This is a genomic window from Aeromicrobium sp., assembly GCF_036675695.1.
Classification (GTDB): domain Bacteria; phylum Actinomycetota; class Actinomycetes; order Propionibacteriales; family Nocardioidaceae; genus Aeromicrobium.
The window spans coordinates 1-16,223 of record NZ_JAKFEL010000188.1; the positions used below are offsets into that span (position 1 = coordinate 1).

The 16,223-nt window shown below is 63.9% G+C and carries 17 protein-coding genes; 4 read left to right on the forward strand and 13 right to left on the reverse strand.

Annotated elements, in window-relative coordinates; all coding sequences use genetic code 11:
- The 6 genes from V6M39_RS12185 to V6M39_RS12210 form a co-directional block, all read right to left on the reverse strand.
- Positions 1–195, reverse strand: a 195-nt coding sequence (locus V6M39_RS12185; protein ID WP_332644083.1) for a hypothetical protein, incomplete at its 3' end; no start/stop codon positions are given.
- A gap of 49 nt (positions 196–244) precedes the next feature.
- Positions 245–2,908 carry an aconitate hydratase AcnA gene (gene acnA, locus V6M39_RS12190; RefSeq protein WP_332644084.1) on the reverse strand — a complete coding sequence of 888 codons (2,664 nt, stop codon included), beginning with the start codon at positions 2,906–2,908 and terminating at the stop codon, positions 245–247.
- Positions 2,909–3,049: 141 nt separating this feature from the next.
- Entirely contained in the window at positions 3,050–3,736 is a 687-nt protein-coding gene (locus V6M39_RS12195) for an RDD family protein (protein ID WP_332644085.1), read from the reverse strand.
- Positions 3,737–3,745: 9 nt separating this feature from the next.
- Positions 3,746–6,253: an SCO7613 C-terminal domain-containing membrane protein gene (locus V6M39_RS12200; protein ID WP_332644086.1), complete on the reverse strand. Its 2,508-nt coding sequence runs from the start codon at positions 6,251–6,253 to the stop codon at positions 3,746–3,748.
- Positions 6,254–6,277: 24 nt separating this feature from the next.
- Positions 6,278–7,489 carry a class I SAM-dependent RNA methyltransferase gene (locus V6M39_RS12205; protein WP_332644087.1) on the reverse strand — a complete coding sequence of 404 codons (1,212 nt, stop codon included), beginning with the start codon at positions 7,487–7,489 and terminating at the stop codon, positions 6,278–6,280.
- Entirely contained in the window at positions 7,482–9,497 is a 2,016-nt protein-coding gene (locus V6M39_RS12210) for an APC family permease (protein WP_332644088.1), read from the reverse strand. The genes V6M39_RS12205 and V6M39_RS12210 overlap by 8 nt, the downstream gene beginning before the upstream one ends.
- Before the next feature lie 69 nt (positions 9,498–9,566).
- Between V6M39_RS12210 and V6M39_RS12215 the strand changes: the two genes are divergently transcribed.
- Positions 9,567–10,229, forward strand: coding sequence for a potassium channel family protein (locus tag V6M39_RS12215; protein WP_332644089.1), 663 nt, complete (start codon positions 9,567–9,569; stop codon positions 10,227–10,229).
- On the forward strand, positions 10,229–10,891 hold the full coding sequence (locus tag V6M39_RS12220) for a potassium channel family protein (protein WP_332644090.1): 663 nt from the start codon (positions 10,229–10,231) through the stop codon (positions 10,889–10,891). The genes V6M39_RS12215 and V6M39_RS12220 overlap by 1 nt, the downstream gene beginning before the upstream one ends.
- A 10-nt stretch (positions 10,892–10,901) precedes the next feature.
- Here the strand turns inward: V6M39_RS12220 and V6M39_RS12225 are convergent, their stop codons facing one another.
- Genes V6M39_RS12225 through dut form a run of 6 tightly spaced genes read right to left on the reverse strand, consistent with a single transcriptional unit; the run spans position 10,902 to position 14,784 of the window.
- Complete coding sequence (locus tag V6M39_RS12225) at positions 10,902–12,194, reverse strand: ArsB/NhaD family transporter (RefSeq protein WP_332644091.1); 1,293 nt, start codon at positions 12,192–12,194, stop codon at positions 10,902–10,904.
- A complete protein-coding gene (locus V6M39_RS12230) occupies positions 12,191–12,655 on the reverse strand; it encodes a CBS domain-containing protein (RefSeq protein WP_332644092.1) in 465 nt (154 codons plus the stop codon). The genes V6M39_RS12225 and V6M39_RS12230 overlap by 4 nt, the downstream gene beginning before the upstream one ends.
- Before the next feature lie 9 nt (positions 12,656–12,664).
- Positions 12,665–13,327, reverse strand: a complete 663-nt coding sequence (locus V6M39_RS12235) for a DUF3159 domain-containing protein (RefSeq protein ID WP_332644093.1) — start codon at positions 13,325–13,327, stop codon at positions 12,665–12,667.
- A complete protein-coding gene (locus V6M39_RS12240) occupies positions 13,324–13,674 on the reverse strand; it encodes an OB-fold nucleic acid binding domain-containing protein (RefSeq protein WP_332644094.1) in 351 nt (116 codons plus the stop codon). Before V6M39_RS12240 ends, V6M39_RS12235 begins: the two co-directional genes overlap by 4 nt.
- A gap of 10 nt (positions 13,675–13,684) precedes the next feature.
- Complete coding sequence (locus tag V6M39_RS12245) at positions 13,685–14,317, reverse strand: DUF3710 domain-containing protein (RefSeq protein ID WP_332644095.1); 633 nt, start codon at positions 14,315–14,317, stop codon at positions 13,685–13,687.
- Positions 14,317–14,784, reverse strand: coding sequence for a dUTP diphosphatase (dut, locus tag V6M39_RS12250; protein ID WP_332644096.1), 468 nt, complete (start codon positions 14,782–14,784; stop codon positions 14,317–14,319). The genes V6M39_RS12245 and dut overlap by 1 nt, the downstream gene beginning before the upstream one ends.
- Positions 14,785–14,975: 191 nt before the next feature.
- Here dut and V6M39_RS12255 point away from each other — a divergent pair, with 191 nt between their 5' ends.
- A complete protein-coding gene (locus V6M39_RS12255; protein WP_332644097.1) occupies positions 14,976–15,464 on the forward strand; it encodes a DUF3093 domain-containing protein in 489 nt (162 codons plus the stop codon).
- Complete coding sequence (locus tag V6M39_RS12260; protein WP_332644098.1) at positions 15,439–15,870, forward strand: DUF4235 domain-containing protein; 432 nt, start codon at positions 15,439–15,441, stop codon at positions 15,868–15,870. Before V6M39_RS12255 ends, V6M39_RS12260 begins: the two co-directional genes overlap by 26 nt.
- Here the strand turns inward: V6M39_RS12260 and V6M39_RS12265 are convergent.
- Positions 15,845–16,147, reverse strand: a complete 303-nt coding sequence (locus V6M39_RS12265; RefSeq protein WP_309970051.1) for a DUF4193 domain-containing protein — start codon at positions 16,145–16,147, stop codon at positions 15,845–15,847. The genes V6M39_RS12260 and V6M39_RS12265 overlap by 26 nt on opposite strands.
- Between the last annotated feature and the right edge of the window lie 76 nt (positions 16,148–16,223).

Consider the following 16,223-nt stretch of genomic DNA (forward strand, 5'->3'; position numbering starts at 1 on the left):
TGTCGCAAGTACCAGATTGCGTGTCCGCTTCACACAGACCGCCTCCTCATTCTCCAGTAGTGCGTCACGCGATGGACATGAGTTGGTCATCGGCGCGCAATTGTTGTTTGCAACAACGTATAGCGTGATCGCCGTCACGTCCAGCCTCCCGGACAACAAATTCTGCACGGCGTGTCGCGTGCCGTTTTGGGACATGCGAAAGGGGCATCACCGTCGCCGATGATGCCCCTGACCTGCAGGTATGTCAGTCGAGAAGGCTGCGCAGCACGTACGGCATGATGCCGCCGTTGCGGTAGTAGTTGGCTTCACCGGGAGTGTCAATTCGGACAACTGCGTCGAACTCGACTCCGCCGGCCTTGATGTGAACCGTCTTGGGGATGCGTCCTTCGTTCAGCTCGGTGATGCCGGTGAAGTCGAACGTCTCCTCCCCCGTCAGACCCAGCGACTCGGCCGTCTGACCGGCTGGGTACTGCAGCGGGAGCACGCCCATGCCGAGGAGGTTGGAGCGGTGAATGCGCTCGTAGGACTCGGCGATGACGACCTTGACGCCCAGGAGCGCGGTGCCCTTGGCCGCCCAGTCACGCGACGAGCCGGAGCCGTACTCCTTGCCGGACAGGACGACAAGCGGAATGCCTGCGTCGATGTACTTCTCGGAAGCCTCGAACACCGTCGTGACCGGAGTGCCTTCGGCGAGCAGGTCGCGGGTGAAGCCACCCTCGGTGCCCGGCGCCAACTGGTTGCGCAGGCGGATGTTGGCGAAGGTGCCACGGATCATGACCTCGTGGTTGCCGCGACGCGATCCGTACGAGTTGAAGTCTCGGGGCTCGATGCCGTGCTCCGAGAGGTACGTGCCGGCCGGGCTGTCCTTCTTGATCGCACCTGCCGGGCTGATGTGGTCGGTCGTGACCGAGTCGCCGAGCTTGAGCAGCACACGTGCGCCGCTGACCTCAGTGACCGGATCTGGCTCAAGACCCATGCCGTCGAAGTAGGGCGCCTTACGGACGTACGTCGAGTTGGGATCCCACTCGAACACGTCACCGTCGGGCGTCGGCAGGTTCTGCCAGCGCTCGTCACCGGCGAACACGTCGGCGTACTCACGGCTGAATGTGTCGGAGTCGATCGACGACGCGATGACGTCCTCGATCTCCTGCGGTGTCGGCCAGATGTCCTTCATGAACACGTCGTTCCCGTCGGCGTCCTGGCCGAGCGGGTCGGCGTAGAGGTCGACGTCCATCGAGCCTGCCAGCGCATACGCGATGACCAGCGGCGGTGACGCGAGGTAGTTCATCTTGATGTCGGGGTTGATGCGTCCCTCGAAGTTGCGGTTGCCCGACAGCACAGCGGTGACGGCGAGGTCGCCGTCGTTGACAGCCTTGCTGACCTCGGGGATCAGTGGGCCAGAGTTGCCGATGCAGGTCGTGCAGCCGTAGCCGACGAGGTTGAATCCGAGCTTGTCGAGGTAGACGTCCAGGCCGGACTTCGAGTAGTACTCCGTGACGACCTTGGAACCCGGTGCCAGCGTCGTCTTGACCCACGGCTTGCGCTGCAGACCCTTCTCGACGGCCTTCTTGGCGAGCAGTCCGGCACCGATCATGACTGACGGGTTGGACGTGTTGGTGCACGACGTGATCGCCGCGATCGTGACCGCGCCATGGTCGAGCTCGAACGTCGTACCGTCCTCGAGCGTCACCGACTGCTTGTTGCTTGCGTCCGATGTGCCTGCGTAGTCAGCGAGTGCCGTCTTGAAGGACGACACCGAATCGGTCAGCGAAACGCGGTCCTGAGGACGCTTCGGGCCGGCGATCGAGGGCACGACGTCGCCCAGATCAAGCTCGAGGTACTCGGAGAAGCGCGGTTCGTTGTCGGCGTTGTGCCACAGGCCCTGAGCCTTCGCGTATGCCTCGACGAGAGCAATCTCGTCCTCGGTGCGACCCGTCAGACGGAGGTACTTGGTGGTCTCGTCATCGATCGGGAAGACCGCGATCGTGGAGCCGTACTCGGGGCTCATGTTGCCGATCGTGGCGCGGTTGGCCAGCGGTACGGCGCCGACGCCCGATCCGTAGAACTCGACGAACTTGCCGACCACGCCGTGCTTGCGCAGCATCTCGGTGATGACGAGCACGAGGTCCGTAGCGGTGGCACCAGAGGGCAGCTCACCGGACAGCTTGAAGCCGACGACGCGAGGGATCAGCATGCTGATCGGCTGACCGAGCATGGCTGCCTCGGCCTCGATGCCGCCGACGCCCCAGCCGACGACGCCCAGGCCGTTGACCATCGTGGTGTGCGAGTCGGTGCCGACGCAGGAATCGGGGTAGACCGTCCCGTTCTTGTCGAAGACGACGCGGGCGAGCTTCTCGATGTTGACCTGGTGCACGATGCCGGTGCCCGGCGGGACGACCTTGAAGTCGTCGAATGCGCCTTGGCCCCAGCGGAGGAACTGGTAGCGCTCGCGGTTGCGCTCGTACTCGATCTCGACGTTGCGCTCGAATGCCTCAGGCGTACCGAAGACATCGGCGATCACGGAGTGGTCGATGACCATCTCGGCGGGAGCGAGCGGGTTGATCTTGGTGGCGTCTCCCCCGAGGTCAGCCATGGCTTCACGCATCGTGGCGAGGTCGACCACGCACGGAACGCCGGTGAAGTCCTGCATGATCACGCGGGCGGGCGTGAACTGGATTTCTTTGCTGGGCTCGGCATTGGCGTCCCAGCCGGCCAGCGCCTCGATGTCAGCCTTGGTGATGTCGGCGCCGTCCTCGGTGCGGAGCAGCGACTCAAGGAGGACCTTCAGGCTGAACGGAAGGGTGGAGACGTCGAGTCCCTCACCTGTCACCGCTTCCAGGCGGTAGTAGTCGTAGGAGGTGTCCCCGACCTTGAGTGAGTCCTTGGACTGAAAACTGTCGACGGCCATGTCTTCTCCTTCACGCTGTCAGGTCCCATCCTGCCCAGCATCGGCTCACAATGCATGGTCAGGTTGCCCTAACACAGCATTCTCATTCAAACTGTCTTGATATCAAGATACATGATGTCGAGAGGTTCTAGACAGCGTCCATCAGAGGAGACGCGGGAACTGCAGCAGGAACGGCGAGAAGAAGAAGATGTAGAGCAGCGCGACCGCGAGCACACCTGCGACGCCGGCAACGTCGAGCGCCACCAGAGCACGGCGTCGACTTGAAGCGGTAACTGCATCAGCGCCTTCCGCACGTATGACCTTGGTACGAGTGACCCAATCGGCAAACCCGCGACCCGTTGGCAGGAGCAGCGGGATCAGAAGTACCAAGAGAGCGAGGTAGGCCGCTCCCCCGAAATGCCAGCTCTCTGGGGTCAGGCGACGCAAGGCGGTCGGGAGGCCAATTGGAATGGCAGCAACTGACAGATCGAGCAGCGCCGCCATGACGAGTCCGCGCAGCAAACCCCTCCATGGGCCGGTCGGTGCGTCATCTCCGACATCGACGACCTTGAGGCCCATCCGGTGCTTGCCGATGCTGTGGCCACGAATGCCCTGACGCAAGCCGTTGTTCCAGATCAGGAACAGCTCGCCGGCGATGAGCCCGCTGAGCAGAAGGTCGTCCGAGAGGCTGATGGACCAGAAGTCACTCGTGCTGTCGGCGAGCAATGCGTGCACACCTCGTCCCGCGAAGTACAGCAACGCTCCGATGGTGAACGCGAGGCTGAAGAGCAGCGCGTCTTGTACGAGTGCGTCTCGCCGCAGCTGCTTGGTCGTCCGGAACTCGTCCATAGGTCTGTCCTACCGCATGGAAGCCACATATGTGGTGACGGCGCGACCGTTGCGAACCCGGTCTTCCCACGTGACTCCAGCGCCCAGCAGCAGCGCGCCAGCTGATGCGATCAGCACCCAGCGCGGAAGTGCGAGCGCAAGCGGCCCGACGTTGACGAGAACGAGCAGCAACAGGATCGCGGCTCCGATCACGAACGGCGCCTTCCACTTCTTTGCGACACCGATCGTCAAGGCCACGAACGCACCAATACCAAGCAGCAACGCGCGAAGTCCGGTCGGCTCGTCCAAGGCGAGCGGAAGGCTTGGCAGCAACGCGAGCAGCAACCCTGATCCGAGTGCCCTGACTGTCGTGACTTCCGGGTTGCCGCGCATCCACCACAGACCAGCAACGAGGAGGACGGCGCCGAACGGGAGCGTATAGGCCTCGACCGTCTCGACATCGCTCGCAACGAGGCGGAGCACATACGCGAATCCGAGTGCTCCGAATCCGACCCAACGGAAGTAGGGCCGATCTGGTGTGAACAGCGAGATCAATGAGACCGCCGCACCAACAACAGTCCAGATGGCGGCGAGCCAGCCGAGGGACACGTCACCCACACTGGCAATTCCGATGCCGACGGCCGCGACCAGGACCGTGGCAGCTTCAACGCCGCGGCGGCCGATCACCGAACGCAGCGGCACGGACGCAACTGCCAGACCAACACTCGCGGCAATGACCAGGGAGAGCGCGACGTACCGATCGGGTTGGTCGGCGAGCTCGGTTGCGATGCCAACAGCTCCCAAGCCCCAACCTGCGGCGGCGAACGCCGTGAGATCGCGCCGCCACATGTCCTTGGACCGGACCACGATTGCGGCAAGCACTGCGGAAGCGATGAGCCAGACGACCAGCGTGGCTGACCGCGAGGGCAAGGACAGGACCGGAGCTAGTGCGACGACTGCAGGGCCGACCAGACTCCATACGAGGTTGTCGCGCGGTGGCGCCTCCGACAGTGCTGCGCCCATCGCGATCGCTACCAGCGCAACGATGGTGAACGGCACTTCGCCCGCAGCCAGCGCAACCATGGCACCAACCAGCGCGATCACCATCGCGGCTGGCGCGAGCCACAAACGTACGGACTTCGCCTCTGGCCACCATCGGACGAGGAAGACACCGACCGCGAGAGCGCCGAAGACGGTGGCGGCAAGCCACCAGGGCCCCGGACCTTCCTCAATCATGGATGGCCGCGACCAAAACGTCTCCAGGCCGTCAGTGGAATCGAAGGACTCCTCGACCAGTGTGCCGACGGTGTCGAGCCAGGGCAGGGCGGCAGCGCCGAGCCCGGTGCCGAGAAGCCCTGTGCCGATACGCGCTCCGGCTGACCATGGGTCAACGCGCCTGAGCGCCAGCCCGCCGGCAACCACCAATCCAGCGACGGCGAGCATGGCTCCTCGATCTCCGTGCGCCGACTCCACCGGGAGGACGATCAACGTCGCGAGACCCAGTAGTGCAATCGTGGCGGCGACCATGGCCGTACGGCGTTCGAGGATGCTGACGGCAATCGCGATGAGCACGATCACGAGCAGGGGCAGGCCGTGGCGCTCGGTGAAGAGCTGCTCGGCACTTGGGTTCTCAAACGCTTCGACCAAGGCCGCAATGGCCATGACCACAACCCCGACGGCTCCGGCGATGGCGAGCAGGATCGACGTGACCTGGTGCTTGAGCCTCAACGCGATCAGCAAGAACGCCGCCACGAACGCCGTCGCCACGAGGGCGGACCAGAACGGTGTCCAGTCCGCCTCATCGAACAGCTCGACACCGATGGCCGCTCCACCGATCCACGGCGCAACGCCCGCGACGATCATCGGAGCAATGAGTCCCCCAACGGCTACGCCCTCGTTGTTGGGGGGACCCCCATTCGTCGATTCGAGTCGAGGCCTGGCCCATTGCACGACGTACGAGCCAACCGCGAACATCACTGTCGACCATCCCGCTGTCGCAGCAACCGGAGACAAGCCGTCCAGACCGAAAAGTCCTTGGTCCCACGCGGCGAACCAGTCGACGGTCACGAGTCCCAGGAATACTGTCCACATCGCCTCGGCAGACGCCCTCAGTCCACGCCGAGTGATCAATGTGGCGAGGAGGCCAATGACTGCGGTGAATGCCAGCAGCACGAGTGCCCGGCCCGTGACGCCGAGCGAGCCCCACGACACGGTGACGAAGATGATCCCCGCGACGAGGATGCAAAGCGCCCCGAGTCCCAACAGGATCGATCCGGTCGACATCTTGCGTTGGACCGGTGGCTTCGGCATCGCAGGCGCCTTGGGCAGTGTCGCGGCGGCCACAGCCGGTTCAGCGACCGGGGCGGCCGGGGCGGCCGTCGAACGAGCCTTCTCCAGCAATGCATCGGCGTGGAGCAACGTCTGCCAGAGCTCCCTGGCCGCCTGGGAGGTCAGGTCGAAACCGCACTTGGTGCAGATCGAACGCCCACTGATCGGGGCGGCGCAGCTCGGGCACACGGACGGGTCGGCGAAGCGCATGCCTCACTCTGGCACGGAGTTCGCTCACTTCCGTACGAGAATCGCCACGCATTCGACGTGATGCGTCATCGGGAACAGCGCGAACGCGCGCAAGCCGTCCAGCGTGTATCCGAGCGTTTCGAAGGTGGCCAGGTCGCGGGCGAGTGCCGCCGGATCGCACGCGACGTACACAATCCGTCGCGGCGAGAGCTCGACAATCGCTGGTACGACCTTCTTGGCGCCGGTACGCGGAGGGTCCAGGACCACGACATCCGCGTGCACGCCAACCAATCCTTCTCGCAGCGCGCGCTCAACAGTGGCGCCGACCAGCTTGACCTGCGCCGATCCGTGCAAGTTGCGGCGTGCGTCCTTGGCCGCCTGCTGATCGGACTCGACACTGATCACGGTGCCGGTCTCCCCCACCGCGTCCGCCAGGAAGGCGGTGAACAGCCCGACTCCGGCGTAGAGGTCGGCGACTACATCTCCGTCTCTGGCCATCGCGCCTGAGAGCACCGCGTCGACCAAGGTTGAGGCTGCAGCAGGGTGCACCTGCCAGAAGCCCGACCCCGAGACTCGAAATTCCTTGTCGTGCACTCGCTCGGTGAGGGCGCCTCGGCCACCCCGTGTGGTTCCGTCCACGGCGACCACACCGTCCACGGCGGCTTCCACTTCGTCGGAGATCGAGGCGTCGGTGACGAGCAATCGCTCCCCCGTCGACGAGACGATCGACTCGACCGACTCGGCATCCCACGTGTGGCCGAGAACCGGCGGGATGTCGGGGTGTGCGATGACGCATCGATCAACCGGTATGACGTCGTGCGACCGGTGCCTTCGCAGCCCAGGTCTGCCGTCATGGTCGACCGCGAAGGTCACTCGCGTACGCCAGCCCAGATCGGGAGGATCGACGGGCTCGACCTCACCAGACCACTCGATCCCGGCCAGGCGCTGGAGCTGCTCTCGTACGACACCACCAAGCAGTGTTCGCTGAACAGCGGGATCGACGTGTTGGAAGTCGCAACCGCCGCACTGCCCCGCGTACGCACACGGTGGTGTGACGCGACCTGGCGCGGCGTCGACGATCTCGACGGCATCGGCACGCAGGAAGGACTTCGAGCTGTCGGTGATCTGGATCCGTACGCGCTCGCCCGGCAGGGCATGCCTCACGAACACCACTTGCCCGTCGATCCGAGCCACGCAGTGCCCGCCGTGCGCGATCGGACCGACGTCGACGACGAGATCCTGCACGTGGTCAGTCACCTTGGAAGCCGCGACGCACGTCACCTGCTGCGGGTCGCTCCTTGCTGAGGCGTTCCTTGGCCTTGCCGGCGGAGTCAAGCTGATACGGCACGCTGGTGACCATGACGCCGGGCATGAACAGGAGTCGGCCCTTGAGACGCAGCGCCGTCTGGTTGTGGAGCAGCTGCTCCCACCATCGGCCGACGACGTATTCGGGGATGTAGACCGTGATCACGTCCCGCGGGCTGGCCTTGCGGAGCTCCTTCACGTACCGGAGCACCGGTCGTACGAGCTCGCGATAGGGCGAGTTGATGACCTTCAGCGGAACCGGGATCGCAAGCTCATCCCAACGCTGCATCATTGCTTCGGTTTCGGCCGGGTCGAACTCAACGGTCAGAGCCTCGATCGTGTTGGGCCGCGACACCCGCGCATACGCCAACGCCCGCATCGTGGGCTTGTGCAGCTTGCTGACCAGGACAATCGCATGCACGCGTGAGGGCAGCGTGACATCTGAATCGTGGATCTCCAGCTCGAGGGAGACCCGGTCGTAGTGACCTCGAATGGCCTTCATGAGAAGGAACACGATCACCATGGCCAGGATGGCAATCCATGCTCCATGGGTGAACTTGGTGATCAGGACGACCACCAGTACTACTCCGGTGACCATGAAGCCGAAACCGTTGATTGCGCGGCTGCGGTTGTAGCGAATCCGCACGGAACGGTCAGTCGTGTCCTTGAGCAAGCGGGTCCAGTGCCGCACCATGCCCGCCTGGCTCAGCGTGAACGAGACGAATACCCCGACGATGTAGAGCTGGATGAGCCGAGTGACCTGTGCGTCGAACGCGATGATCAGAGCTATCGCAAAGAAGGCCAAAAGTGCGATGCCGTTGCTGAACGCCAGGCGGTCGCCACGCGTGTCGAGTTGGCGAGGCATGTAGCGATCTCTGGCGAGGATCGAGCCAAGAACGGGAAACCCGTTGAACGCAGTGTTGGCAGCCAGCAGCAGGATCAGCCCGGTTGCCACCGTGACGATGAGGAACCCTGGCGGGAAGTGATCGAAGATCACCCGCGCCAACTGGCCGACGATCGGATCCTGGTGAAAGTCATGACCGACCGGGCTGCCGTCTGGCCGCAAAAGCTGCTCGGCCGGATCCTCGGCGATGCGTACGTTGGTGATGTTGGCAAGCACGACGATGGAGAACGCGAGCGTCGTTGCGACAGCCCCCAGGATGAGGAGAGTCGTCGCGGCATTCTTGCCCTTAGGCGGGCGGAACGCGGGAACTCCATTCGCAATCGCCTCGACGCCCGTCAACGTTGCACATCCGGAGGCAAATGCGCGAAGCAGCAGGAACGCGAATGCCAGCCCACCCAGCCCCGACATGAACGGATCCTCCGGCAGGATCGTGAATTCGGCCGTCTCAGCGTCAGGCAGTCCGCCGCCCACAAACTCGCGAAGGAATCCCCAGGCGACCATGGCGAGCATCGAGACGATGAACACGTACGTCGGAATCGCGAAGGCAGTGCCGGACTCCTTCGCTCCGCGGAGGTTGATTGCAGTCAGCAGCACGACACCAGTGACCGCGACAGCGACCTCGTGACCCTGGAAGACCGACACGGCACTCCCGAGGTACTGCGCTGCCGAGGAGATCGACACCGCAACTGTGAGCACGTAGTCGACCCACAGGGCGCTCGCAACGCCGAGTCCAGCGCTGGCGCCGAGGTTCACTGTGGCAACTTCGTAGTCGCCACCGCCGCTCTGGTATGCCTGAACGTTCTGGCGATAGGACGCCACCACGGCCAACATGACGAACGCGATGAACAGACCGATCTTCCACGAGTAGGTGTACGCACCGACTCCTGCGACCGAAAGCGTCAGGAAGATCTCGTCGGGCGAGTAGGCCACGGACGAAAGGGGGTCGCTGGCGAAGACAGGCAGCGCAATCCGCTTCGGGAGGAGGGTCTCTCCGAGTTGGGTGCTGCGGAGCTTGCGTCCGACAAGTGCTCGCTTGAGTCCTTCGGTGATACCCACGAGAGTCGATGCTAGACCTGCGTCACATCCTGTGCGCGCAGTATCCCGACTCGGTGTAGCGTCGCCTGCGTGCACATCGTGATCATGGGTTGCGGCCGCGTCGGCTCCACTCTCAGCCACAGCCTCGAGGAACGCGGCCACACCACAGCCGTGATCGACTCCAACCCTGACGCGTTTCGGCGGCTCGGACCGGGCTTCAGCGGTCTTACGGTCACTGGCCTCGGCTTCGACCGTGAGGTGCTCAAGGAAGCCGGCATCGAACGCGCCGACGGGTTCGCCGCAGTCTCCAGTGGTGACAACTCCAACATCATCTCCGCGCGGGTGGCCCGCGAGCAGTTCAAGGTCGACACCGTCGTCGCGAGGATCTACGACCCGGGCCGTGCTGAGGTCTACGAACGTCTCGGCGTACCCACAGTGGCGACCGTCCCGTGGGCTGCCGACCAAGTTCTTCGCCGTCTCGTACCTGCTGGCTCAGAGCCTGCTTGGCGTGACCAGTCCGGTGACGTACGACTCGACACCGTCTTTGTCCCGTTCCCCTGGATCGGCCAGCGAATCGACCGGCTCGAAGCACAGACCGGCGTACGCGTTGCCTACCTGACGCGCTTGGGTTCCGGACTGATTGCCACGGCAGACACTGTCATCCAGGAAGGCGATTTCCTGAGCGTGTTCATGCGTGAAGATGCCGCGGATCGCGCCCACGCCGCCATCGAGGCTGGACCGGTGGCGGACTGATGCGCGTCGTCATCGCAGGAGCAGGCGCCGTCGGGCGTTCCGTGGCCCAAGAGCTGATCGACAACGGTCACACCGTGCTGCTCATCGACAAGTCCCCCTCGTCGATCAGGTCCGACATAGTTCCTGAAGCGCAATGGCTGCTCGCCGACGCCTGCGAGTTGTCATCGCTTGCCGAGGCGCAGCTCGAGTCAGCCGACGTCGTGATCTCATCGACGGGTGATGACAAGGCCAACCTCGTCATCTCCCTGCTCGCGAAGACCGAGTTCGCAGTCCCTCGTACGGTCGGGCGCGTCAATCATCCGAGCAACGAATGGCTGTTCAGCGAGTCCTGGGGCGTCGACGTCTCGGTGTCGACACCGCGCCTCATGGCAGCTCTCGTTGAGGAAGCAGTGGCGGTCGGCGATCTCGTACGACTGTTCACGTTCCGGCAGAGCAACGCCAATCTGGTCGAGCTCACGATGCCCGAGGACTCCCCGTTCATCGGCAAGCGGGTCAGCGAAGTCCCGTGGCCAGACGATGTCGTACTGGTCGCGATCCTGCGCGATCAGTCGATCCAGACGCCCGACAGCGATCGATCGCTCGAGGCAGGTGACGAGCTGCTGTTCGTCACACCGGAGGACGCCGAAGACCGCCTCGGCGAGCTGCTGTCCCCCAAGCACTGAAGCGCAACGGTCAAGCCAAGGCGAAGTAGCGGGCCCAATAGTAGACAGCCGCCACCGAGATCGTCACCGTTGCCACGATCATTCCGTATTTGGTGAATCGCCAGAACGAAATCGGGTGGCCGTTGCGTGCGGCAATTCCGAGAATCACGACGTTGGCGCTCGCACCCACCGCTGTCGCGTTGCCGCCGAGATCAGCTCCAAGTGCGAGTGCCCACCACAACGACTGCACTCCCGCGCCGTCGCCACCCTCACGTACGAGATCGCCCACCAGCGGCGCCATCGTAGCGACGTATGGGATGTTGTCGACGATGCCCGATGCAATGCCAGATCCGAACAGGAGCCCCATGCCTGCAAGCAGGTAGTGATCTCCGATCGCCTCAGTGGCGGACTTGCCCAGTGACTCGATCACTCCCTCATGGACCAGCGCGCCCACCATGATGAAGAGACCCATGAAGAAGACCAGCGTCGGCCATTCGACCTCCGCGAGGTACTCCTCGGGCTCGACGCCGGACCAGGCCACAAGCAACCCAGCACCGAGCATCGCAACGAGAGACGGCTCGACATGAAGCGCCGAGTGGAGGACGAATCCGAGCATCACGAGGACAAGCACGATCATGCTTCTTGCAAGTAGCCGGGTGTCGCGGATTGCCTCCCGCTCCTCCAGCTCCATCATGGCCGCAACACGCTCTTCGTCGTACGTCATTGCAGACCGGAACATCAGCCAGCACAGTCCGATGAAAACGACCAGAAGCACCACGACGATCGGTGCCAGGTTGATCAGGAAGTCGTTGAACGTCAGGTTCGCCTTGCTCGAGATGATGATGTTGGGCGGATCGCCGATCAGCGTGGCCGTGCCGCCGATATTGGAGGCCATGGCCTCAGCAATGAGGAACGGGATCGGATCGAGGCCGAGCCGCTCACAGACCAGAAGTGTGACTGGAGCAATCAGCAGCACTGCCGTCACGTTGTCCAGCAGAGCCGAGGCGATCGCCGTGATGAGAATCAGCATCACCATGACCCGAAATGGCCGGCCCCGCGCTCTCTTGGCCGCCCAGATCGCAAGGTACTCGAACACGCCGGTCTGTTTGATGACCCCGACGATGATCATCATGCCGAGCAGCAGGAAGATGACGTTCCAGTCGACACCCGTCTCCTCGCTGAAGAATCCCGAGTGCGCATCGACGGCGCCGAGCAGGACCATGATCGAGGCTCCCCACAGGGCAGCGGCAACTCGGTGGATCCGCTCCGTGGCGATGAGGACGTATGCCCCGATGAACGCGACGATCACCAAGGTTGTCGTCATGAGGCCGCGCCTGTGTCGGGCATCAGGAAGCCCAGCAGCTTGCTTGCAGTGATCGCGCCCAACAGTTTTCCGTCCTCCACTACCGCGACGATTGGGCTGTGCATTCGCGCCATGACCGCAGCAACTTCCATTGCCGTGGCATCGCCGTCTACGACAGGCAGTTCCTCTTGGTCGTTCTTGGACGGCAACAACTCATGGACGGTCTTCCCGGTCAGACGGCGGCACAGCTCCTCGGCCGCCTCCTCGTTGTAGACGCGGGCCAGTGCGAGGTCGTCCTGCACATACTGCGGGACCACGAATCGAAGCACCTGTGAGCCAGGCAGCACCGCGTAGGGTGAGCCGTCCTCGGCCAGCACGATCAGACCAGGGAGCGCATCCCTCGCCATGGTCTGCGCGGCCTTCCACGCATCGGATTCCACACCCACTGTGGGGTACTTCTTTGCCAGTTCTCTAGCGCGCATGCCATCAATCTATGTGGTCTCTGTCCCCAGAACTTCGCGGGTCTCGGCGTCTGCAGGCGTACGGTTGCGGCCGAGCAGCCAGGCCATGACCGCGAAGGATGCCAGCTGCAATGGCCAACCGAGGGCCAGCTTGGCAGTGCCGAGCAGCGCCACGTGGTCAGTTGCCCACAGCGGATACTGCACGACCACGCGTAGGACACACGGCAGCGCCAAGATCCACGTCAGTTGCGAGCAGAGCTTCACCAGTGGCCTGTCCTCGTGCCATCCGGTCGGATCACCGACGAGGCTGCCGATCATGAACCCGACGATCGGCCAGCCGATCAGGATCGATCCGATGAACACGACCGCATAGCCGCCATTGATCAGGATGCCCGGCAGGAACACGTCACGGGCCTCTCCGGAGCGGGCGGCGAACACCGTCGCGATACCGATGCCGAACAGGGCATTGATGACGAACTGGACATTCGAGCGCTGCACGACACGTACGAGCAACAGGGCAACAGCCACTCCCACACTCGCGGTCAGCGAGAACTTCAGGCTGTGCGTCGTGATCCAGCACAGGGTGAAGAGTGCGATAGGTGCGGCGCTCTCCGCTACGCCCCGACGACCGCCGAGCACTGTCGCCAACCGGGCGCGAACAAGCTCTTCAACCGTCTCGTGCGGCGTGCTCATGCCTCGAGTTCGTAACGGGGGTTGTAGATCACGCGGCAGCCATTGCGGGTGCCGATGCGGCCATACGCCTTGAGCTGACGGCCCGCAACGATGCCCTCGATCTTGCGCCGGCCGAGCCAGATCAGCGTGACACTGGCCGATCCGTCGTACAGCTCGGCCTCAAGGGCCGTGACGCCGTCGACCGGGCGAAGGGTCACGGAACGCAGAACCCCGTGGAGGGTGACAACAGCACGGTCGGGCTGACTCGCGATGAGCTTGCAGCCTGCCTTGGCGGCGTCCAGCTTGAGCTCGCTGGACTCCTGGTGCTCGCTCGAAAGCCGCTCGAGCGTCTTGCTGATGCGTCCCATGGTTCTCATTCTAGTCCTCGAGGGGGGCCGCTATGGCGTTAGGAGGGATCGTCAGCAGGAGTGGTTCGCGCTGAATCCGAGGTTCGGACCCACGTACGACGATCACATTCCGCAGCGCTGACATCAGCGGGTGATCCGCGGGGAACAACGCCGCCTGTCCGAGGAACGTCGCGCGCAACATCCAACGCGGTCCCTCAACACCGAGTATGAGACTGGGCTGCACTCCGGACTCGCCGTCAGGCATCGTCGCGGGCATCGTCACCTGCAGCTCGGTGCCGAACGGCCCCTCTGTTTCAGTGCATTCGCCATCGAGACGCGCCACCTCTTCGAGGATGTCCGCTCGCACTTCGTCCCACAGCCCACCAGAGCGGGTCGCAGCAAAAGCTCGCAACTCGAGCGCGGAGTCGTCTGCGACCAACATGACGGATCCGATCTCGCCGTCTTCGTTGTCCGCCGGCAGCTGCAACGCGTATCCCTCATCGCCGCGCACCAGAAGCGATCCCAGATCGATGTAGCCCTGCTCCTCTGTGCCTGACTTCTCGGTCGAGTCCCAGGGACCCTGGTCACGAACGCCGGGCGCCTCAGGAGCCGGGACGTCAACGTCCTCGACTTCTTGTCTGTCCTTCTTGCGCAGGCGAGCCATCAGCTTCTCTCATCGCGGGTTGCGGTGGCCGCATGACCACCTGTTGAACCGTAGCCCCCTGCACCACGGACCGAGTCGGAAAGCTCTGCGACCTCGGCGAAGGTGACATGTTCAACTCGTTGGATCACGAGCTGGGCCACACGGTCGCCCCTGACCAGGTGGATCGAGTCGTTCTGGTCGTGATTGACGAGCAGGACCTTGATCTCTCCCCGATAGCCGGCGTCGATTGTCCCGGGCGTGTTGACGATCGACAGACCGTGACGAAGGGCGAGCCCAGAGCGTGGGTGGACGAACGCGGCAAAGCCCTCGGCCAGGGCGATGGCAATCCCTGTCGGCACGAGCGCGCGTTCGCCCGGCGCAAGTGTTACGTCGACGGTTGTGACGAGGTCGGCGCCGGCATCGCCGGGGTGGGCGTAAGCGGGTAGCGGTACACCCACATCGAGCCGCGTGACACTGACCTCAGTCATGCCGCCACGACCGCTAGGAAAGGCACGATACGGCCATACCGGCATGACAGCCTGAATGTGTCCGCCCCCTGCTCGCAGAGCTCACGAGGATTCCTCACGGTGTGCTCGCGGGGGGACCCCCAGCTGCGCTCGGTCATGGCGACGACCCTACCTCCGCGCTCTGGCCAGACGGGATGAGGCAGGCTGGGAGCGTGACGACATACAGCGAGCGACTCACGGCGCCGATCTCCTGGTGGTTGAGCGCCCTGGTGTTTGGCCTCGTTTGGGGCTGGATCCTCCTCGTCGCCACGACGTGGACGATTGCCATCGTCACGGCGGTCCTCGTCAGCGCATTCTGCCTATACGCCGTGTGGCGGTTCGGATCACTCCGGCTCAGCGTCGATGCCAACGGCCTTCGTGCGGGCTCGGCGCTGCTCGACGACAAGAACCTGGGTGACGTCGAGATCCTGCACCGCGCCGAGTACCGAGCCCGGCTCGGTGTCGATGCCGACGCCCGCGCGTACCTCGCGACGCGTCCCTATCTCGATCGCGGCGTGCTGGTGCAGGTGAACGACGCCGGCGACCCCACGCCGTACTGGCTGCTCTCCAGCCGCCGACCGGAGGCGCTCGCAGCGGCACTGGGACACACTGGTTCTACGAGCGAGGAGGCGACGCATGTCGAAGAAGACCAAGAAGGCTGACCAGCAGCGCCTGCTCGAAGAGGCGCCGCCCGCGAAGACCAAGGGGCCGGGCAAGGGCGCCTGGCGTCTCATGGACCGAGGATCCTCGATGGCAGCCGGGGCTCTGGCTGGCCGGATCTCGGCACTCACCTGGAAGGCTGCGACCGGCAAGAAGCCGCCCGTCAATGGGCGCCATCCCGATGTGAGCACCAAGGACGCGGTTGCCTGGGCGATCATCGGCGGCGCGACGATCGAGCTCGTGAAGGTGGCAGTTCGCCGCGGCACGGCGACCTACTGGGTCAGGTCGACCGGACATCTGCCACCGGGCATGAAGCCCATCGCGACGGACAATCAAAAGGAGCCGGTCCCCACGGAACCGGCTCCACAAAAAGTACGAAAGTTCAGTCTGCGCAATCGCGGCAGATGAAGACGCCCTTCTTCTTCTCTGACGCGAGCTGACTGCGGTGGTGAACCAGGAAGCAGGACGAGCAGGTGAACTCGTCGAGCTGCTTCGGGACGACCTGTACGGCCAGTTCTTCGTGTGAGAGGTCGGCTCCGGGCAGCTCGAATGACTCCGCCGCTTCGGTCTCGTCCTCGTCGACCTTGCCGGAGTTCTTCTCGTGGCGACGCGCCTTGAGCTCTTCAATACTGTCTTCGGACTGCTCTTCTTCTGTCTTGCGGGGGGCGTCGTAATCGGTAGCCATCAACTCTCCATCGTGTGCGTAACAACCGGCGCGATTGTGCCACAACTCAGGGCGTAATCACACTCAGAAGCCACAA